This is a genomic window from Methylobacterium mesophilicum (genome assembly GCF_036441335.1).
GTDB classification, from domain to species: Bacteria; Pseudomonadota; Alphaproteobacteria; order Rhizobiales; family Beijerinckiaceae; genus Methylobacterium; species Methylobacterium mesophilicum_B.
In genome coordinates this window covers 33,942-52,618 of the sequence record NZ_MLBW01000027.1, presented here as the reverse complement: position 1 = coordinate 52,618, position 18,677 = coordinate 33,942, and the positions used below count along the sequence as shown (strand labels likewise).

Genomic DNA, 18,677 nt, shown 5'->3' with positions numbered 1-18,677 from the left:
GGGGCGACGGCGGCGGGGGCATCGGCTCGGCCGGGTCGGTAACGGGATCGTCCAGGTGCAGGCTCATACGGTTTCCGGTTGACCGCTTCGGTTGAGACGTCCCACCGTCATCGCGGGCGCTGCGAAGCGACCCGGGACAACGCGCGGTTGGAAGACGCAGGTCTGCCTGGATGGCTTCGCTCCGCTCGCGCGGACGGCGCTGTCGAGGTCATCGACCGGGGACGCCCGTGGGTGCGGACTCCCGGTCGGATCGCCGACATCTGACGGGGTCGCTCAGCGGGCCCGGAGCCGCCGCACCGCGGTGTCGCCCGCGAACTGGACCGCGCACACGAGGGCGATCAGGATCGCGATCACCACCACCATCACGGTGGTGTCGAAGCGCTGGTAGCCGTACCGGATGGCGACGTCCCCGAGACCGCCCGCGCCCACCGCGCCGGCCATCGCGGAGGCGCCGATCATCGCCACCACCGTGATGGTGAAGCCGGCCACGATGCCCGGCAGCGCCTCGGGCAGGAGCACGTGGGCGAGGATGTGCCGGCGCCGGCAGCCGATGGACTGGGCGGCCTCGATCAGGCCCGGATCCACCTCCCGCAGCGACACCTCGGCGATCCGGGCGAAGAACGGGGTCGCGCTCACCGAGAGCGGCACGATCGCCGCCCAGACGCCGATCGTGGTGCCGGCCACCAGCCGGGTGAACGGGATCAGCGCCACCAGCAGCACGATGAAGGGCACGGCCCGGAAGCCGTTGACCACGGTTCCGACCACCCGGTTGGCCGTCGGCGCCGCGAAGATGCCGCCGGGGCCGGAGGTGACGAGGAACAGCGCCAGGGGAATGCCGGCGACCACGGCGATCCCGGCCGAGACCCCGACCATGAGCGCGGTGTCGAGGAAGGCCTGCCAGAGGCGTTCGATCATCTGCGGCGACATGGCGGGCCTCCGGGGTCGGGGTGGTGGGGCGGCGGTGCATCGGTCGGGGTATCGGGGGAGGAGCGGTCCCGCATCGTCTCACCCCACCGCCGCGTCGGCGGGGACGTAGCCGACCCGCTCCACGTCGCCGCCGAGCGTCCGCAGCCGCGCCTCCGCGCCCGGATCCTCGGCCGGGACGGCCACCAGCATCCGGCCGACCGCGTGGCCCTGGATCCGCTCGATGCCCGCCTGGAGCAGCCGCACCGGCGCCCCGGCCCCCGCGAGGCCCGCGAGATCCGGCGCGGCCCGGCCCGAGCAGGTGATCCGCAGGATGAGGGCCGGCGCCCGGGCGGCCGCGGCGCCCGGGCTCGCCCGCCCGGCCGCGACCGGCGTACCCGGATCGCGCAGGCTGTCGAAGATCAGGCCGACCATCAGTTCTGCCACGCCAGCAGGTAGAGCTTGTCGCTGTTGGCGAAGGACTTGCGGATCTGCTGTTTCACGGCCTCCGAGGTCTGGAAGAGCGTCACGAATTTCCGGATCACGGGGTCCTCCTTGCGGGCGGCCTTGGTGACGAAGCTCACGGCGAAGCGCCGGTCCTCGATACCGGAATAGATCAATCCGCTGGTCGGGTCGAAACTGCCGGCCGCCACGATGAAGTGCGGGTAGCCCAGGGCGAGGTCGACGTCGCCGGTGATCCGCGCGAGCTGCGGCCCCTCGACCTCGGTGAACCGCAGTGTCTTCGGGTTCTCGACGATGTCGTCGAGGGTGCCGAGGAAGCCGACGCCGTCCTTCAGCGTGATCAGCCCGGCCTTCTGGAGGAGCAGCAGTCCGCGGCCCTGGTTCACCGGGTCGTTGGCGATCGCCACCGTGCCGCCTGCCGGGATCTGGTCGAAGCTCTTATGCTTCAGGGAGTACAGGCCGATATTGGACAGGATCCCGAGCCCGACGATGTCGAACGCGTAGCCCTTCTGCTTGGCGGCGTTCTCCATGAAGGGGCGGTGCTGGAAGAAGTTCACGTCGATGTCGCCGGCGTCGAGGGCGACGTTGGGCGTCGTCCAGTCGCTGAACTCGACCACCTTGACGTCGAGGCCCTCGGCCTCGGCCTCCCGGGCCGCGACCGTGACGGCGTCGCCGTAGGCGCCGGGCACGACGCCGACCCGGAGGGACTCCGCCCCGGCCGGCAGGGCTCCGAGGCTGAGCGCCGCGACGGCGAGGAGATGCAGGAGCTTCATCGGGCGGGACTCTGGCTGGGATGGGCGGGGGCAAGTCCGGCGGCCCGGTCGCGGCGGACCGCTCCGCATCCGAAGGCGAGATCCGGAAGCATCTGGGAACTATCCATCAGGTCGACATGCGCCGTCACACGGGGAGGATTGTCTCGCGTCAGATTTAGATCAGCCCGGCCCGCCCCGAAATTCCAAAGATCTTCGTTCGACGACACGAACGATCTCCCGATCTCCCGGACCGGAGATGCGCATCCTGTGCGCCCAGCGGGGCGCTGGGCCGAAACGAGCCTTGTCGGACCGGATTGAACCTGAGATTATCCAGTTATCGCAACGGCTTGGTGAGGATCATGCGCGTCCGCGAGCACTTCGCGAGCACGCCGTGAACGAAACCTTCTGCGACGGAAGCGATCCCCGGGATGAGCCTCCCCGGGCCGGGGAGATGCGCCGTCGCCCGGTTCCCGCGGCCTGATCCGGCGCGTGCACCGAGCCGCGCCGATGCGCCCGCCGGCCGCGGGTTCGGCGGCCGACCATGTCGGAAACTGTCGGGTGAGACGACAGCGAGTGTCTGCTTTCACGACACTTCCGATCGACCGGCCGCCGATCGGGCCGGCGCTCACGAAAATGTAGGGTCCCGACGGCGCGCGCCCTCCCCCGGGGCCGGAACCCCGCTGTCTCCGAAACGTCGGGCCGGTCGCGAGCACCGCGGCCGATTCCCGGCCGGGGTGGTCGGGCCTGTCCGGGGGGCACGATGGCTCAGGGGAATCACAGACCGCGCGCGGGCGCGCCAGCGGGCGCGCCATGACGGCGAGCCACGGCGTGTTCGCCTTCGCGCATATCGGCGACCTCCATCTCGAGCGCGCCGAGGACCGCCACGCCGCCGACCTGCGGGCGATGCTCGCGGAGGTCGCGGGGCTGCACGAAAGCGGTCTCCTCGACTTCGCCTACCTGCCCGGCGACCTCGCCGAGGACGGGCGGGCGGAGCAGTACGCGGTCCTGCGCGAGGCCCTGGACCGGCACCCGGCCCTGCCGGTGCGCCTGATCGCCGGCGACCACGACCGGCAGCACGGCACGATGGCGGATTTCGACGCTCTGTTCGCCGCGGTCGCGGGCAGCCCGCGCGGCGGCGGTCACGCGGCGCGGTGCCACGACCTGCCGCGCCCGCGCGACCCGGTCTCGGTGACGCACTACTACTTCGCCGAGACCTGGGCGGGCGTGCGCTGCCTGTTCCTCGACATGGTCAGCCCCGGCTACGGCCAGAAAGGCTTCGGCCTCGACTTCCGCCTCGGGCCCCACCAGCTCGCGTGGCTCGGCGAGGAGCTGGCCCGGGCCGAGCGGGAGGGGCAGCCCTGCGCGGTCTTCGCCCACACCTACCCGGACGATCTCTGCGTGCCCGACGAGCGGGCGGCGCTCGCCGGCCTGATCCGCCATCACGGCGTGCGCCTCGTCGAGATGGGCCACACCCACTACAACGAGCTCGCCCCGGACGGGCGCACCCTCTACGCCGCGGCCCGCTCGGTCGGCCAGAACGAGGACGGCTCGGTCGGCTACGCGGTCGCGGCCATCGACGGGCCGGTCACGAGCTGGCGGTTCAAGCCCCTCGACCGGGCGCTGCCCTTCGTGATGATCACGAGCCCGGCCGACCGGCGCCTCGCCACGGCGCCCCTCGACGCCGCCGACGGCACGATCTCGGTGCGCGCCCTCGTGCTGTCGGACCGGCCGCAGGCCGCGTGGCGCTGTCACCTGCGCGTCGACGGCGGCCCGGCCCACCCGATGGTGCCGGACGGCCTCCGGACGGTCCACGCCCGCATCCCCTGGCGGGACGGCGCGCGCCGCCTCGCCGTCACGGTGACGGACGGCGCCGGCCACGCCGATACCGAGGTGATCGAGCCGGTGGACCGGGGCTTCGTGCCGCCGCCCGCGCACGAGCGCCCCGGCAGCGACGCGTTCCGCCTGCCCGCCTGGCCCGAGAAGGGGCTCCGGGGCGACCAGCTCGGGCCGAACCGCAACGGCCGGGACTGGTAGCCGGACCCACCCGAATCGCCGCACACCGCACCGCACGATCCACCCCACCAGAGGACCACCGCAACCGATGGGCGCGCTGACGCTGACCCCCAACATCGCGACCTGGACGATCGCCGCCCTCGCGACCCTCGGCGTCATCCTGCGGCCGTTCGCGTGGCCGGAGGCGATCTGGGCCGTGCTCGGCGCCGGCGCCCTCGTGGCCCTCGGCCTGCTCGCCCCCGCCACCGCCTGGGACGGCGTGCTGAAGGGGACCGACGTCTACCTGTTCCTCGTCGGCATGATGCTGATGTCGGAGGTGGCCCGGAAGGAGGGCCTGTTCGACTGGCTCGCCTCGATCGCGGTGCGCGCCGCCAAGGGCTCGGCGACGCGGCTGTTCACCCTCGTGTACCTCGTCGGCACCGTCGTGACGGTGTTCCTGTCGAACGACGCCTGCGCGGTGGTGCTGACGCCCGCCGTCTACGCGGCCACCAAGGCCGCCAAGGTCGAGAACCCCCTCCCCTACCTGTTCATCTGCGCCTTCATCGCCAACGCGGCGAGCTTCGTGCTGCCGATCTCGAACCCGGCCAACCTCGTGGTCTTCGCCGAGCACATGCCGCCGCTGGTGCGCTGGCTCGGCCTGTTCGCCCTGCCGTCCGTCCTGGCCATCGCGACGACCTACGCGGTGCTGCGGCTGACCCAGGCCAAGGCCCTGCGCGGGCAGCAGGTCGCCACCGACGTCGAGGCGGTGTCGCTGTCCCGCACCGGCCTCGTGGCGGGGATCGGCATCGTGGCGACCGGCGGCGTGCTGATCGGGGCCTCGGCGCTGGGCCTCGACCTCGGCCTTCCGACCTTCGTGGCCGGCCTCGCCACCACGATCGTCGTGCTGGTGCTCAAGCGCGGCGGCCTCGTCGAGGTCGCCAAGGACGTGTCGTGGAGCGTGCTGCCGCTGGTGGCCGGGCTGTTCGTCCTCGTCGAGGCTCTGGAGAAGACCGGCGTGCTGGCGATGCTGGCGGACCTCCTGAAGGGCTACGCCCACGCCGCCCCGGAGGCCACCGCCTGGGGGGCGGGCGGCCTGGTCGCAGTGCTGTGCAACCTCGTCAACAACCTGCCGGCCGGGCTGATCGCGGGCGCCGCCGTGCAGACCGCCCACGTGCCCGAGAAGGTGGCGGGCGCGATCCTGATCGGCGTCGACCTCGGTCCGAACCTGTCGGTGACGGGCTCGCTCGCGACGATCCTCTGGCTCACCGCCATCCGCCGCGAGGGCCAGGATGTCGGCGCCTGGACCTTCCTCAAGCTCGGCCTGCTGGTGATGCCGCCGGCCCTCGCGCTGGCGCTCGCCGGCCTGCTCCTCGTCTGATCCTCCCCCCGCCAACCCGAAGGTCCGCGCGTGACGGCTGCCCTCCTCTATCCCTTCATCCTGGTGGCGGGCGCGCTGCAGGCGATCGGCAACGCCATGAACGCGCAGCTGCGCGGCCGCATGGTCAATCCGTGGCTCGCCGCGACGGTGTCGTTCCTGCCGATCGTCTTCGTGTTCACGACCCTGTTCCTCACGATGCCGACGCCGCTGCCGAGCCTCGATTCCCTGGGCAAGATGCCCTGGTACGCGCCGCTGGGGGGCCTGGCCGGCGCGGTGGCGGTGTTCGGCGGGCTCGCCTTCATCGACAAGGTCGGCGCCGGGCCGTTCAACGGCCTGACGCTCACCGCCAACATCCTCACCTCCCTGGCGATGGACGCGCTCGGCCTGTTCGGCCTGCAGGCGGCGGGCTTCAAGCCGATGCCCTGGCTCGGCGGCCTGCTGATGGCGGTGGGCGTGACCTTCATCGCGCGCTCAGGGGGCAAGAGCGCGGGCGGCGAGGGGCACGGCGAGGGGCACGGCATGTCGGGCAAGCTGCTCTACCCGTTCATCCTCGTGGCCGGCGCCCTGATGGCGATCGGCGTGGTCTGGAACGCGCAGCTGCGCGGCGCCCTGGAGAATCCCTGGCTCGCCGCGACGGTGTCGTTCGTGCCGGTCGTGTTCGTGTTCGCGCTGATGTTCCTGCTGCGGCCATCGCCGCTGCCGACCCGGGACGACATCGCGGGCGTCCGCTGGTGGATGCCCCTCGCCGGCCTCACCGGGGCGGTCGCGGTCTTCGCCGGGCTGCTCTTCGTCGACAAGGTCGGGGCCGGCGCCTTCAACGGCCTGCTGATCACCGCGAACCTCCTGACCTCGGTGGCGCTCGATCATTTCGGCTGGTTCGGCATGAAGCGGGTCGAGGCCGGCCCGCCGCGCCTGATCGGCGCCGCCCTGATGGTCGGCGGCATCGTGCTGATCTCGCTGTTCTGAGCGCCCCGGGCCGATGGCGACCCTGCCCGCCTGGATGCTGCGCCGGGAGACCCTGCTCCTGGCCGGGGCCGCCCTCCTGGGCGCGGGCGGTGTCGCGGCCTGGGTCCTGCTCCAGGCGACGGTTCTGACCATCGCGGTCGCGCCCCGGGACGGGACCGAGCCCGGCCTGATCAAGGCCTACGCGGACGCGCTCGAGGCCGCCCGCGAGAATGTCCGCCTGAGGATCCTGTCCTTCGACGACGTGCGCGAGAGCGCGGCCGCCCTGCAGGACGGGCGCGCCGACCTCGCGGTGGTCCGCCCCGACGTGCTGCTCCCGACCAACGGCCTGACCCTGGCGATCCTGCGCGACCAGGCGATGGTCATCGCCTCGCCCGAGCAGGCCGGGATCACGAGCTTCCCGAAGCTCGCCGGCAAGCGGCTCGGCATCGCGGCGCACCGGGATGCCGATCTCTGGCTGCTCCGGAATCTCCTGGGCTATTACGGGCTCACCCTGGAGGAGGCCGCCGGCCCGGCCCGGGACTCGACGGTCCTGCTGGTCCCGGTCGATCAGGAGGCGGTGGCCGGCGCCTTCCGCGAGAAGCGGATCGACGCCTTCGTCAGCATCATCGCGCCCTCGGCGCCGAAGGCGCTGGCCCTGGTCTCGGCCGTGCAGGGCGTCGCCCGCGGCGGCAAGGTGGCGTTCGTCGCCGTGGAGGATGACGGCGCGGTGATCGAGCGCTTCCCGCGGCTCCAGGCGGTCACCGTCCCGGGCGGCCTGTTCGGCGGCCGCCCGAAGCTGCCGGCCGACGACGTGAAGACGGTGGGCGCCTCGTACCGGCTGATGGCCCGGGCCTCCCTGAGCCGGGTCGTGGCGGCCGACGTGACCCAGCAGCTCTTCGAGAAGCGCAGCGCCGCCGCCCTGGCGACGGACGCCGCCGAGTACGTCCAGGCCCCGGCCTACGACACGACCGTGGCGGCCACGAGCGCCCGCATCCCGATCCATCCGGGGGCGATCGACTATTACGAGCGCGACCAGCACGGCTTCATCGAGCGCTACGGCGACACGCTCTACCTCCTCGGCGCGCTGGCGGGCGGCCTCGTCTCGGTGCTGGCCTGGATCCGGCAGCGCCTCGCTAGCCTGCGCCGCGAGCGCATCGACGAGCTCCTGGACCGGCTCCTCGAGATCGCCGGGCAGGCCCGGGCGCTGCGCGACCCGGCGGCGATCGAGGCGCTCACGGCCGAGGTCGACGCGCTGGCCATGGACGTGGTGCGCTACGCCCGCGAGCGGGAGCCGGACACCCGGACCATGTCGGCGGCGTCCGTCGCCATCGACACGGCGCGGGCGACCATCGCGGATTGCCGGGCGCGGGCGGCCGACGAGGGAGGTCGGACCGGGCGGCCCGTCCGGCTGCACGGCGCGGGCGGGGCCTGACATGTCCGTTCCAGCCAACGTGCCCGCACCGGACCGGGCCGATCCCGCGCCGGACGTCGCCTCCGTCCGGGCGCGCGTCGCGGCGCGGGTGCAGCGGTCCCTGCGCTCCCGCACCGTGGCGTGGATGACCGTGGGGTTCGCCACGATCCTGGCGATGACCGCCATCGCGCTGGGCGCCTTCGTGTACCAGCAGCGCGGCGTCGACGCCGTGCGCCACACCGTGGCGGTGGACGGGCGCCTCGCCCGGGTGCTGTCGGCGGTGCAGGACGCCGAGACCGGTCAGCGCGGCTACCTGCTCACCGGCGATGAGGCCTTCCTGCTGCCCTTCACCGAGGGGCGGCTGAACGTCGACCGCCAGCTCGACTGGCTGCGCGACCTCGTCCAGGACGATCCCGACCAGCGGGGCGAGCTCGACACCCTGGCCGGGCTGATCCGCCGGAAGCTCGACGAGCTCGGCGCCAGCGTCGCCCTCATGCGCGCCGGCGACGGCGCGGCGGCCCGCGCCTCCGTGGCGGACGGGCGCGGCAAGCAGGTGATGGACGCGATCCGCGAGCGCGTGCGCCGCATGGAGGCGCACGAGGCGCAGCGGATGGAGCGGCGGCAGGCGATCGTGTCGCGGATCGCCCTGGCCATCTGGGGCATGGTCGGGATTCTCGCGGTGGTGTTCCTGCTGTTCGCCGTCTCGGCCCTGCGGGAGGCGACCCGGCGCAACCGGCTGTCGCGGTTCCTGCCGCAGGAGCTGGTCCTGCGGCTCGCCGACGGCGACGGCAGCCTGAAGGCCGGCCGCCGCCAGCAGGCCGCCATCGTGTTCGTCGACATGCGCGGCTCGACCACGCTGGCCGAGAGCCTGGATCCGCACCGGCTCTCGGAGTTCCTGTCCGCCTTCCGGCGGCGGGTGACGCGCCTCGCCCGCCTGCGGGGCGGGGTGGTCGACAAGTTCATCGGCGACGGCGCCCTGCTGGTGTTCGGCCTGCCCGAGCCCCGGCCCGACGACGCCGCCCGCGCCCTCGCCTTCGCGCAGGACGTCGTCGCGGTGATCGCCCGCTGGACCGACAGGACCGGGCCCGCGCAGACCGTGCGCATCGGCGTCGGCGTCCATTACGGCGAGGTGTTCTGCGGGATCATCGGCGAGGAGGCGCGCTACGAGTTCACCGTGCTGGGCGACGCCGTCAACGTCGCCGCCCGCCTCGAGCAGGCGACCAAGCTCCACGGCGTCCCGATCCTGGTCTCCGAGGCCGCGCGGCGCGCCGCCGGGGCGCCGGCCGATGCGTGGCGCGAGGTCAGCCGCGAGCCCCTGCGGGNCGCCTGTGCCGGTCCGGCCGGAGCGGCGTCGCCGGGCGGTCCGACGCGCGCTCAGCCGGTGCTGCCCCGCGGCAGCTCGCCGGGTCGGTCTCGAGGTCAGGCTGCCCATCTCAGGGCGTTGCGACCGGCGTCCTTCGCCTCGTACAGCGCTCGATCGGCCCGCTGAGCCAGCTGCTCGTAGCCCTCACCGACGCGCGCGACGGCCAGGCCCATGCTCACGCTGAGCGGCGCTTCGGATCCGGCACCGGTCGAGTCCGGCAAGCCGCGGGCGCTGGCGCGGATCCGCTCGCACACCGCCCGCGCGCGCTCCAGATCACTCCCGCGGAGAAGGATCACGAACTCGTCGCCGCCGAGACGCGCGACCAGGTCCCCCGGGCGGATCTGGGACGCGAGCAGCGATCCGAGGGTCCTGAGCGCGCGATCGCCCGCCTGATGCCCCCAGTGATCGTTGATCTGCTTGAAGTGATCCACGTCGATCGCGATCAGGCTGGCCGGCGGCAGGGCCCGGACGGGCAGGATGGTCGCGATCTCGTGCTCGAAACCCGCCCGGTTGAGCAGCCCTGTCAGGGAGTCCGTGAAGGCGCTCCTCGTCATCTCTCGATCGTGCGCGGCCAGCGCGGCCGTGAGCCGCGCCCGCGCGGAGACCTCCGCGGCGACGGGCAGGCAGGTCAGCAGGATGAAGGCCAGGAACACCTGGAACGCCTGCGCCTGCGTGACGGCGTCGGCCGCGATCAGGACCATCGGCCCGCGGCCGTAGATCGTGGCGAGGCCGCCGATGACGGCCACGACCATCACGGCCGCGGTGACGCCGAGGCGACCCAGCCGGAAGGCGATCAGGATGAGGGGAGGGTAGATCAGGAACAGTAGGGGGCGGCTCGTGCAGAAGAAGGTCGCGTACGCGACCGACCCTGCGAGGGCGAGCAAGGCGACCGCTTCGAGCCGTTCCCGCCAGCGCTTCTTCGCGAGCGCGGTCGCGTAATCGCCCCGGAACAGCGACAGCAGGAAGGGCGTGAAGACGATGAGGCCCAGGCCATCGCTCGCGACCCAGGTGCCGAAAGCCTTCAGCGGGGGCTCGCCGAAGACGAGATACGCCGTCGCGCTTCCCAAGACCCCGCTCGCGGCCGGTGCCAGCAACCCCGCGATGGCCAGGAACCGCAGGGCGGATCCGGTGGATTGCAGCAGGGCGTCCCGCGCGTAGGTTTTCCGCAGGAGATGGACCGCCAACGTCACCTCGGCGAGGTTCGCGACACTGTACAGGAGGGGGCCGACCAACGTCCCGCGCGCCAGGACATTGGCCGCGACGTTCGCGGCCAGTCCGGCACTCAGCACCGTGGCCGATCGCGATCTGTCGTTGCAGAGCAGCAGAGCGACCAGGATGGCATTCGCCGGCCAGATGGCCGCGATGTCGCGCCCGCTGCTGACCAGGCACAGTGTCGAAGCCGCCGTACAGAAATAGAGGGACGCGGCCGTCACCCACAGAGACAGGGTCGGACGTCCGTCGCTCTCGTCGTCGGCGCGCGCTCGGCTCATGCCCCCGCTAAACACGAAAATTTATAACGAACGGCTAATCATGTACAACTGACGGTCAATCGAAATTCTATAGCGCAACCACCGGAGACGGAGACGATAGACCGTCGGTCTTGCCGATGAGCTTGGCGGGCACTTGTCCCGCGCGATCGGCCGGATACCGGACCTGCATCGGGTCGCCGCTGAAGCGTCTGCCGACGGCTGGGTGCCGGAGGCTGTCTCGCCGACCCGTCCCCGTCGCGTCGGAGCGCGCACGTCCCCGCGGTGGATCCAGTCCCGCACGCGCCGACGACGGCAACCAGGCGATCGACGACGCCCAGAGCATCACGCGGGGCGACCTCCCCTGGCGCGGAGCGCGGCTCCGGCGACCAACTTGTTGTAAAGTTGAAAAGCCGATACGTGGCCGTTCCGGGATGGCCAAGGGGAAGCGGCTGCCAGATCTGCGACAGCTCCCGGGCGCTGGTCCGGGCCGCGCCGCTGCGATGGAGAACGGCGGTTACCGACGGGCGCTGGGATCGAGGCTGGTCCTACATGTTCTTACAAGTCGGGTGACTGCGGCGCCGCGATGTGGCAGGCTGCCGCTCCCTCGAAACGACAGCCGGCCCCGTGGCCGCGCCGGAACGGTCAGACAGTGACAGCACCCTTAGCCCCGGCGCCGGAGGCGCCGATGCCTCGGCCGACGAGCCTGGTGGACGCGGTCTACCGGTCGATCGTCGGCGGGATCGCGGACGGCACGTACCGGCCGAACGACCGCCTGCCGAGCGAGCACGACCTGGCGGGACAGTTCGGGGTCTCGCGCCCCGTCGTCCGCTCCGCCCTCGAGCGTCTGAGACGCGAGGGCACGATCCTGTCCCGTCGCGGCGCGGGAAGCTTCGTCCGGGCGGCCGAGGCGAAGCAGAAGCTCGGCTTCGCCCCCGTCGAGAGCATCGCCGACATCCAGCGCTGCTACGAGTTCCGCCTGACCATCGAGCCCGACGCGGCCTTCCACGCCGCCCTGCGGCGGGACGGCCCGGCGCTCCGGGCCATCGAGAGCGCCCTCGACCTGCTCGCGACGGCGACGCGCCAGGAGCAGCACCGGGAGGATGCCGACTTCGCGTTCCATCACGCGATCGCGGAGGCGTCCAACAACCACTATTACGCCGCCTCGCTCCAGGCGCTGCGCTCGCACATCGCCGTCGGCATGAAGATCCACGGCCTCTCTCTGCTCGGGCCGAATTCCGGCCTGCGTGGGGTGTTCGACGAGCACGAGGCCATCTTCCGCGCGCTCCGGGATGGCGAGGCGGAGGCCGCGCGCGGCACGATGGCCGCGCATATACGGGGCTCGCGGGACCGCCTGTTCGAAGGGCGGCTGCTCGACCTGTCGCTGTAGCGCCGGCGCCTCCGGTCGGTCGGCGCCGCGGAACCGGGGCGGCTCCGGACCTGCCAGGACCTGCCAGGACCTGCCAGGATCTGCCCCGGGGCGCCTCGGCACGGGCCGAGCCGCTCCATCGCGTCGGCATCGACGGGTCGTCCCCGGCCAATAGCCTCGGCTTGCAAGCAAAAACGGCTAATGAGCCCGGAATTAACCAAAGTTTAATTATCTGAGGAGGGCCGCGCCGGCGCGCTGGCCCCGCCGTGCCGGCTGCGATACGGTTAAGGACCACTTAACGGGTCCAAATGATATGGCGTCTATTACAGGTCTCGCCAAGGATTTGGTGCCATATCCCGGCCCCGTGCCGCTGCGCCGGCGGCCGCCGGCCACGCGGCGACCGAGCGGGACGCGGATCGCTCAGGCGGTATCACCCGTAGCGCCCACCCTCTCCGAACTCGCTCAGATCGAAGTCAATTTCGAGGCCGGCATCAATACGCTGTGGGCCTTCATGCGCCCGCACGGACGCCCATGCCAGAATCCCGAGATGCTGGCCGACTTCAGCCGGCTGCAGGATGACATCGAGCGGGGCTTCGGCAACGGCGGCCCTGACCTGAACTATTTCGTCTTCGGGTCACGCTTTCCCGGCGTGTTCAGTCTCGGCGGTGACCTGAACCTGTTCGCGACCAGGATCCGCGCGGGTGACGAGGCCGCGCTGGTCGGTTACGGCAACGCGTGCGTCGACGTCCTTCACCGCAACATGAACGCGCTGAACCTGCCGATCATCACGATCGGCCTGGTACAGGGCGACGCGCTGGGCGGCGGCTTCGAGGGGCTGCTCTCGTTCGACGTGATCATCGCCGAGAAGGGCACCAAGTTCGGTTTTCCGGAGATCCTGTTCGGGCTCTTCCCCGGTATGGGAGCGTACAGCTTCCTCGCCCGGCGGCTGGGCACCATCAAGGCTCAGGAGATGATCCTCGAGGGGCGAACCTACACCGCGGAAGAGATGCACGCCCTGGGGATCGTTCACATCCTCGCCGAGCGTGGCCAGGGCGAGGCGGCCGTGCGCGCCTACATCGCCGGCAACCATCGCCGCCGCAACGGTCAGCAGGCGATCTATCAGGCCGCCCGCGAGGTCAATCGCATATCGTTGGAGGAATTGAGAAGGATCGTCGCGGTCTGGGCGGCCGCCGCGATGAACCTCACGGACCGGGATCTGAACATCATGGAGCGGCTCGTTCTGGCTCAGGACAAGCTCAGGGGAAGAGCCCAGGCCGCCCAGTCCCGCGCGCTCCCCGCACAAGACCTGTCACCGTCAGCTCGCTAGCTTCGCCAGGGGCTCCGCGGCCGCCAGCATGGTCCGGATCTGGGGGGCGGGGACCGGACGACTGAACACGTAGCCCTGGATCAGATCGCAGCCCTCTGCCCGGAGGATGGCGAGTTGCGTCCCGGTCTCGACGCCCTCGACGACGATGGCCATCCCGATGCTCCGTCCCATGCCGACGATCGCCCGGATGATCGCGGTCGATTCGGACTTCCTGTCCAGATCCCACACGAACGACCGGTCGATCTTCAACTTGTCGAAGGCGAAGTTCCTCAGGGAGCTCAGGGACGAGTAGCCGGTTCCGAAGTCGTCGATCGACAGGCGGATCCCGAGCTGGCGGAGCCTGTTGATGGTCTCGACGATCTTGTGCGTCGCGCCCAGCGTCACGCTCTCCGTGATCTCGAGTTCCAGGCGATGCGCCGGCAGGCCGGAGCGGCTCAGCGCGCCGATGACGTGGAAGGCCAGCTGCGGATCGCCGAACTGGCGCGGCGACATGTTGACCGCGACGCTCACGGTCGACGGCCACTTCCGAGCCTCGCGACACGCTTCGTTCAAGACCCAGTTGCCCAGCTGGACGATCAGCCCCGAATCCTCGGCCACCGGGATGAAGTCCGAGGGCGGGATGTAGCCGGATACGGGGTGGTGCCACCGGAGCAGCGCCTCGCAGCTCACGATCGCCCCGCTGCTCGCGTCGACGATCGGCTGATAGTGAAGCTCCAGTTCCCCGTTGGTCAGGGCGGCCCGGAGATCCGACTCGAGGGCGTGCCGCGCGCGCGTGGCCGCTTCCATCTCGTGCTGGAAGATCTTGAACCCGCTCCGGCCGGCCCCCTTGATGGCGTAGAGGGCTATGTCGGCGCATTTCAGGAGTCTGTCTTCGTCGTTGGCGTGGACCGGGGCGATCGCGATGCCGATGGAGGCGCCGACCGTGACCTGATTGCCGTCGATGTCGAAAGGCCGCTCCAGTTCCCGGAGGACGCGCTGCGCCAGATCCTCCGCGACGGCCGGCGACGTGACGGATTGCTGGACGATGACGAACTCGTCGCCGCCGAGGCGGGCGACCGATCCGGACAGCGCCCCGATCCCGCGCAGCCGGTCGGCGACCATCTGCAGCAACCTGTCCCCGGCCGGGTGCCCCAACGTGTCGTTGATGACCTTGAAATGGTCGAGATCGAGCAGATGGACCGCGAAATCCCCCTGGCCGCTGGCGCTGGCCTTCAGCGCCTGGGAGACCTTGGCCTTGAAGCTGCTGCGATTCAGCAGGCCGGTGAGATCGTCGTAACTCGCCATCTGCTGGATGCGGGCCTCGTTGCGACGCCGCTCGGTGATGTCCTCGAAGATGATGACGTAGCCCTTCTCGGCGGTTCGCCGCTGCATCAGGGAGACCACGCGATCGTCGGGGAGGAGCAGGATCAGGTTCCCCGACCGCAGCGCGTTCGACGCCGCCGAGAACGTCGAGCGTGTCGAGCCGCGCCCCGCACGTCTCTCATCGATGACGGCACGGCTCAGCTCGTACAGGGCTCTGGCCGTGGAATTGGTATGGATCCGGTTCGCGGGGATGCCCGATATCGAGAGGAACTGGTCGTTCCAGACCTGAAGGCGGCCGCGGGCGTCGAACATGCACAGCCCGTGCGACATGTTGCGGAGCGCGATGTCGAACAGATTGGCCTGGGCCTGGAATTTCTCGGCGAGCGCCTCCTTGTCCCGGGTCGTGACCAGGGCCGACACGATGATCTCGCGCGTGCTGAGCGTGATGTCGATCATGCCGTAGGCGAACAGGAGCGAGAGGATGCCGAGTGAGGCCCGCTCGCCGTCGCCGGACATCAGCAGACCCGCCGACAGCGGCATCGCCGACAGGAGGACCTGGGCGATGGCCAGCAGCGGGCGGCCCGCATTGCGGCCCGAGATGCCCGCGGCGTAACCGATCGTGAACGTGGGCGTGATGACCTGGAGCGCGAGGTTGGACGACCGGGTCGTGATGAGGAACGACAGGATGCCGAGCGAGGCGGCGTAGGCGAACGCGCCGAGGGAGAAATATGTCTCCCAGGTCCGGTAACGGTCGTGCTTGCTCGGCCCCTTGCTCAGGTAGATTCGAGCGAGCACGATGCGGGTGAGCCCGATCAAGCCGACCGCGACGGCGGTCAAGGTGATCGCCCGGTCGTCGGACCAGAACGCCGCGGCCGTGGCGACGATGGTGCCGGACGCCGCGCCCACCGCGAGAGACGCGAAGGGTTGATACAGCCCGTCGACGAGCGAACGCTTCACGTCGCGCGCGAGAAGGGCATCCTCAGTGAGTGCGGCCCGCAGTTTGGAGTACAATCCCAACGCGGCGTCTCGCTACTTCGCTTTCGTCGCGGCGGTCATCATTCGGAGGGTTCAATCCAGGACTATCTCTGGAGATTAGCGGGCTCGAATTTCGAAGATATTGAGGGTCATGGTTAACGGTGCGGCTTGAGCATGTCTCTGTAGCGAATATTTATATTGTTTCTGCGAAGATTTCGTGATCGCGGCCGGCAGCGGAGCGGACTATCGATGCCGTGCCGGCCAGTCCGGCGCATGTAAGAGTCCCGTCGGGCGCCGTCGCCGGCGACCGGCTCAGCCGAGCCCGAGCCCGCGGATCAGCAGGACGGCGATGACCAGCAGCACGAGGAGCGAGGCGGTGACCGCCATCGTGACCCGGCCGCCGACCTGGGCCAGCACGCGCACGTCCACCCCGAGGCCGAGCGCGGCCATCGACACGATCGTGAGGAAGCCGGCGAGCCGGGAGATCGGCCCGACCCAGCCGTCCGGGATCAGCCCGAGGGAGCGCAGGCTCGCCAGGGCCAGGAAGCCGAGGATGAACCACGGCACCAGCTTGAAGAAGCCGGGCCGGCGCCGGGCGCCCCCCGGGGCGCTTCCCCCCGCCGCCGGCAGGCACGGGGCGAGGAGCGAGAGGGCCAGCACCACCGGCCCGAGCATCAGCACCCGGACCAGCTTGACAAGCGTGCCAACCTGCGTGGCGAGCGGGCCCAGCGGCACGGTCGCCGCCAGCACCTGCGGCACCGCGTAGACGGTCAGGCCCGCCAGAACCCCGTACTGGTGCTCGTTGAAGCCGACGAGCGGCACGAACAGCGGCAGGCCCAGGACCATCAGCACGCCCAGCACGGCCGTGAAGGCGATGGCCGCCGCCACGTCCCGGCTGTCCGCCCCGATCACCGGGGCCACGGCCGCGATCGCCGAGTTGCCGCAGATGGCGTTGCCGCAGGCGATCAGCAGCGCCATGCGCACCGGCAGTCCGAGGGCGCGGCAGAGGGCGCAGCTCGCCAGGATGGTCAGCGCCACCGCCCCGACGATGCCGGCCAGCAGCGCCGGGCCGGAGGCGACGATGGCCCCGAGGCTCACCGCGGCGCCGAGCAGCGTGACGGCCACTTCCAGCACCTGCTTGGCCGAGAAGGCGATCCCGGCCTTGTAGCGCGCGCCCGGCACCCAGGCGGTCCGGACGGCCGTCCCCAGCAGGATGGCCAGCACCAGCGCCTCGACGTAGGGATGGCCGGTCAGGTGTTCCTCGCCGGCCTGCAGCGCCTGCGCCACCGCGGTGATGCCCAGGCACAGGAGCAGGCCCGGGATCAGCGTGCCGGCCGCTCCGGCCCAGGCGGAGGCCCGCCGCAAGCCGGTCGGCGCGGCCCCGGACCGGTCCGGCACGGCGGTTCTGACGGTCATCGCGCGGCCTCCTGCCCGGTCTCGGCGCTCAGTAGGCCGCGCCGAGATAGCCGGCGATGGCCCGGGCCTGCTCCTCCGTGATCGGCGCCCGGTAGACCTTGATCATCTTGGCGACCTCGGCGTCCCAGAAGGCCTGCCCCTTCTTCGGTGGCTGCATGGCGACGTAGTCGGCCGAGTGGCAGGTCAGGCAGTTCTCCTGCGCGGCCTGGAAGCCGGCCGCGTGCGCGGCATCCGGGGCCGGCCGGAACTGCGCCGTCGGTTCCGGCAGCGCGTAGGTCTCGGGCGCGGCCAGCGCGGGTGTCGCGGCCAGCGCGGCGGCGATCGCGACGACCGGCGCGCGGAGTGGGCGGGTGCTGAACATGCCGATCCTCCCTCTAGGCCGCGCGCACGCGGGTCGTCTCGACGACGTTGCGCATGTAGCCGGCGGGGTTCCAGCGCGGCTCCATCGGCTGGGTCGCGCCGTCGTTGCCCGTGGCCCGCACGCGCAGGGCGTGGGCGCCCGGCGCGAGATCGACCTCCGCGGTCCAGGTGCGGAAGGCGTAGGGGCCGAGATCCTGGCCGAGCGCGGCCCGAGTCCAGGTGGCGCCGTCGTCGGCCGAGACCGCGACCTCCCGGATGCCCGAGCCGCCGTCGAACGCGATGCCGCGCAGGCCGACCGGACCGGCCTTCACCGGCGCGCCGTCGGTCAGGTTCGTCAGGAAGGAGCGGACGTTGAGGCGGCCGATCGGCACGGTCCTGTCCGGCGCCTGGCCGGGCTCGGTGCAGGCGCAGGCGTTGTCGGGGATGCGGTAGGCCGTCTTCATCCAGAAGCCCTCGAAGGGCTGATCGAGGACGGCGATGCTGTCGAGGTGCTTGACCCAGTAGGTGCCGTAGTAGCCCGGCACCACGAGGCGGAGCGGGAAGCCGTTGAGCCAGGGCAGGTCCTGCCCGTTCATGCCCCAGGCGAGCATCACCGCGCCGTCCCGGGCGTGGTCGAGGGTCAGCGCCTTGGCGAAGTCCGGCGTCTCGGGCAGGACCGGCCCGTCGAGGCCGTTGAAGGCGACCTGCACGGCGCCGGCCTTCACGCCGGCCCGGTCGAGCACCGTCTTGAGCGGCACGCCGGTCCAGCGGGCGCAGCCCATGGCGCCGTTGGCGAGCTGGCCGCCGGCGATGCGCGGCGCGAAGAAGCCGCGGGAATTGCCCGAGCACTGGTTGACCGCGACGATCTCGGTCTGGGGCATCGCCTTGAGGTCGGCGAGCGACAGGGAGAGCGGGCGCTCGACCTGCCCGGTCACGGCGACGCGGAAGGCCTGCGGGTCGATCTCGGTCGGGATGTCGGCGAGGTGGTAGCGGACGAAGAACGCGTCGTTCGGCGTGATCGCGCCCCCATCGAAGACCGCGAACGGCGTCTCCAGCTGCGGCGGCCGCGCGGTCATCTGCAGGAGCGGCCGCTTGCCCGGATAGGCGACGAGCGGCCGCTCGCCGTTGCCGAAGGGCAGCGTCGCGGTGTCGCCCGCCCGTGCGCGCGGCACGCCTCCGAGCGCGGCGAGGGCGCCGAAGGCGCTCAGTCGCATGAAGTCCCGTCTTCCGCGATCGGTCATCGCGTGCTCCCCGTTCAGGCTGTGGCAGCGGAGGTC

The 18,677-nt window shown here is 71.3% G+C and carries 15 protein-coding genes; 7 read left to right on the top strand and 8 right to left on the bottom strand.

Annotated features, from left to right (window positions below):
• Positions 1–273: 273 nt before the first annotated feature.
• The 3 genes from MMR14E_RS17715 to MMR14E_RS17705 all read right to left on the bottom strand — a co-directional run bounded on the left by MMR14E_RS17715 (position 274) and on the right by MMR14E_RS17705 (position 2,138).
• Positions 274–927 carry a methionine ABC transporter permease gene (locus MMR14E_RS17715; RefSeq protein ID WP_331316061.1) on the bottom strand — a complete coding sequence of 218 codons (654 nt, stop codon included), beginning with the start codon at positions 925–927 and terminating at the stop codon, positions 274–276.
• Positions 928–1,005: 78 nt separating this feature from the next.
• Positions 1,006–1,338: an NIL domain-containing protein gene (locus MMR14E_RS17710; protein WP_331316060.1), complete on the bottom strand. Its 333-nt coding sequence runs from the start codon at positions 1,336–1,338 to the stop codon at positions 1,006–1,008.
• Positions 1,338–2,138, bottom strand: a complete 801-nt coding sequence (locus MMR14E_RS17705; RefSeq protein ID WP_331316059.1) for a MetQ/NlpA family ABC transporter substrate-binding protein — start codon at positions 2,136–2,138, stop codon at positions 1,338–1,340. The genes MMR14E_RS17710 and MMR14E_RS17705 overlap by 1 nt, the downstream gene beginning before the upstream one ends.
• 789 nt (positions 2,139–2,927) lie before the next feature.
• On the opposite strand from MMR14E_RS17705, the gene MMR14E_RS17700 reads away from it, so the two are divergent.
• From MMR14E_RS17700 to MMR14E_RS17680, 5 genes are all read left to right on the top strand, one after another.
• Positions 2,928–4,151, top strand: a complete 1,224-nt coding sequence (locus tag MMR14E_RS17700) for a metallophosphoesterase family protein (RefSeq protein WP_331316058.1) — start codon at positions 2,928–2,930, stop codon at positions 4,149–4,151.
• Between the two features lie 67 nt (positions 4,152–4,218).
• Complete coding sequence (locus MMR14E_RS17695; RefSeq protein WP_331316056.1) at positions 4,219–5,487, top strand: arsenic transporter; 1,269 nt, start codon at positions 4,219–4,221, stop codon at positions 5,485–5,487.
• 30 nt (positions 5,488–5,517) lie between these two features.
• On the top strand, positions 5,518–6,453 hold the full coding sequence (locus MMR14E_RS17690) for a DMT family transporter (RefSeq protein ID WP_331316055.1): 936 nt from the start codon (positions 5,518–5,520) through the stop codon (positions 6,451–6,453).
• Between the two features lie 13 nt (positions 6,454–6,466).
• Positions 6,467–7,864 carry a TAXI family TRAP transporter solute-binding subunit gene (locus MMR14E_RS17685; RefSeq protein ID WP_331316053.1) on the top strand — a complete coding sequence of 466 codons (1,398 nt, stop codon included), beginning with the start codon at positions 6,467–6,469 and terminating at the stop codon, positions 7,862–7,864.
• A 1-nt stretch (position 7,865) separates the two neighbouring features.
• Positions 7,866–9,332 (top strand): adenylate/guanylate cyclase domain-containing protein, encoded by a 1,467-nt coding sequence (locus tag MMR14E_RS17680; RefSeq protein ID WP_331316051.1) that lies wholly within the window; start codon positions 7,866–7,868, stop codon positions 9,330–9,332.
• Here the strand turns inward: MMR14E_RS17680 and MMR14E_RS17675 are convergent.
• Positions 9,263–10,696 (bottom strand): sensor domain-containing diguanylate cyclase, encoded by a 1,434-nt coding sequence (locus tag MMR14E_RS17675; RefSeq protein WP_331316050.1) that lies wholly within the window; start codon positions 10,694–10,696, stop codon positions 9,263–9,265. The two genes, MMR14E_RS17680 and MMR14E_RS17675, sit on opposite strands and share 70 nt — an antisense overlap.
• A 664-nt stretch (positions 10,697–11,360) precedes the next feature.
• Between MMR14E_RS17675 and MMR14E_RS17670 the strand changes: the two genes are divergently transcribed.
• Positions 11,361–12,062 (top strand): FadR/GntR family transcriptional regulator, encoded by a 702-nt coding sequence (locus tag MMR14E_RS17670; RefSeq protein ID WP_331316048.1) that lies wholly within the window; start codon positions 11,361–11,363, stop codon positions 12,060–12,062.
• A gap of 292 nt (positions 12,063–12,354) precedes the next feature.
• Complete coding sequence (locus MMR14E_RS17665; RefSeq protein WP_331316046.1) at positions 12,355–13,368, top strand: crotonase/enoyl-CoA hydratase family protein; 1,014 nt, start codon at positions 12,355–12,357, stop codon at positions 13,366–13,368.
• On the opposite strand, the gene MMR14E_RS17660 is transcribed toward MMR14E_RS17665, so the two are convergent.
• From MMR14E_RS17660 to MMR14E_RS17645, 4 genes are all read right to left on the bottom strand, one after another.
• The gene (locus MMR14E_RS17660) at positions 13,357–15,627 is read right to left on the bottom strand and encodes a putative bifunctional diguanylate cyclase/phosphodiesterase (RefSeq protein WP_331316045.1); all 2,271 of its coding nucleotides are present in this window, start codon (positions 15,625–15,627) and stop codon (positions 13,357–13,359) included. The genes MMR14E_RS17665 and MMR14E_RS17660 overlap by 12 nt on opposite strands.
• Positions 15,628–15,957: 330 nt before the next feature.
• A complete protein-coding gene (locus tag MMR14E_RS17655; RefSeq protein ID WP_331316044.1) occupies positions 15,958–17,061 on the bottom strand; it encodes a YeiH family protein in 1,104 nt (367 codons plus the stop codon).
• 28 nt (positions 17,062–17,089) lie between these two features.
• The gene (locus MMR14E_RS17650; protein WP_331316043.1) at positions 17,090–17,422 is read right to left on the bottom strand and encodes a cytochrome c; all 333 of its coding nucleotides are present in this window, start codon (positions 17,420–17,422) and stop codon (positions 17,090–17,092) included.
• Between the two features lie 13 nt (positions 17,423–17,435).
• The gene (locus MMR14E_RS17645) at positions 17,436–18,641 is read right to left on the bottom strand and encodes a molybdopterin-dependent oxidoreductase (protein ID WP_331316041.1); all 1,206 of its coding nucleotides are present in this window, start codon (positions 18,639–18,641) and stop codon (positions 17,436–17,438) included.
• Positions 18,642–18,677 lie beyond the last annotated feature (36 nt).

Excerpts from the sequence above, each read along its gene's own strand:
- MMR14E_RS17715 (WP_331316061.1), bottom strand. The coding sequence starts at position 927 with ATGTCGCCGCAGATGATCGAACGCCTCTGGCAGGCCTTCCTCGACACC.
- MMR14E_RS17710 (WP_331316060.1), bottom strand. The coding sequence starts at position 1,338 with ATGGTCGGCCTGATCTTCGACAGCCTGCGCGATCCGGGTACGCCGGTC.
- MMR14E_RS17705 (WP_331316059.1), bottom strand. The coding sequence starts at position 2,138 with ATGAAGCTCCTGCATCTCCTCGCCGTCGCGGCGCTCAGCCTCGGAGCC.
- MMR14E_RS17700 (WP_331316058.1), top strand. The coding sequence starts at position 2,928 with ATGACGGCGAGCCACGGCGTGTTCGCCTTCGCGCATATCGGCGACCTC.
- MMR14E_RS17695 (WP_331316056.1), top strand. The coding sequence starts at position 4,219 with ATGGGCGCGCTGACGCTGACCCCCAACATCGCGACCTGGACGATCGCC.
- MMR14E_RS17685 (WP_331316053.1), top strand. The coding sequence starts at position 6,467 with ATGGCGACCCTGCCCGCCTGGATGCTGCGCCGGGAGACCCTGCTCCTG.
- MMR14E_RS17675 (WP_331316050.1), bottom strand. The coding sequence starts at position 10,696 with ATGAGCCGAGCGCGCGCCGACGACGAGAGCGACGGACGTCCGACCCTG.
- MMR14E_RS17670 (WP_331316048.1), top strand. The coding sequence starts at position 11,361 with ATGCCTCGGCCGACGAGCCTGGTGGACGCGGTCTACCGGTCGATCGTC.
- MMR14E_RS17665 (WP_331316046.1), top strand. The coding sequence starts at position 12,355 with ATGGCGTCTATTACAGGTCTCGCCAAGGATTTGGTGCCATATCCCGGC.
- MMR14E_RS17655 (WP_331316044.1), bottom strand. The coding sequence starts at position 17,061 with ATGACCGTCAGAACCGCCGTGCCGGACCGGTCCGGGGCCGCGCCGACC.
- MMR14E_RS17650 (WP_331316043.1), bottom strand. The coding sequence starts at position 17,422 with ATGTTCAGCACCCGCCCACTCCGCGCGCCGGTCGTCGCGATCGCCGCC.
- MMR14E_RS17645 (WP_331316041.1), bottom strand. The coding sequence starts at position 18,641 with ATGACCGATCGCGGAAGACGGGACTTCATGCGACTGAGCGCCTTCGGC.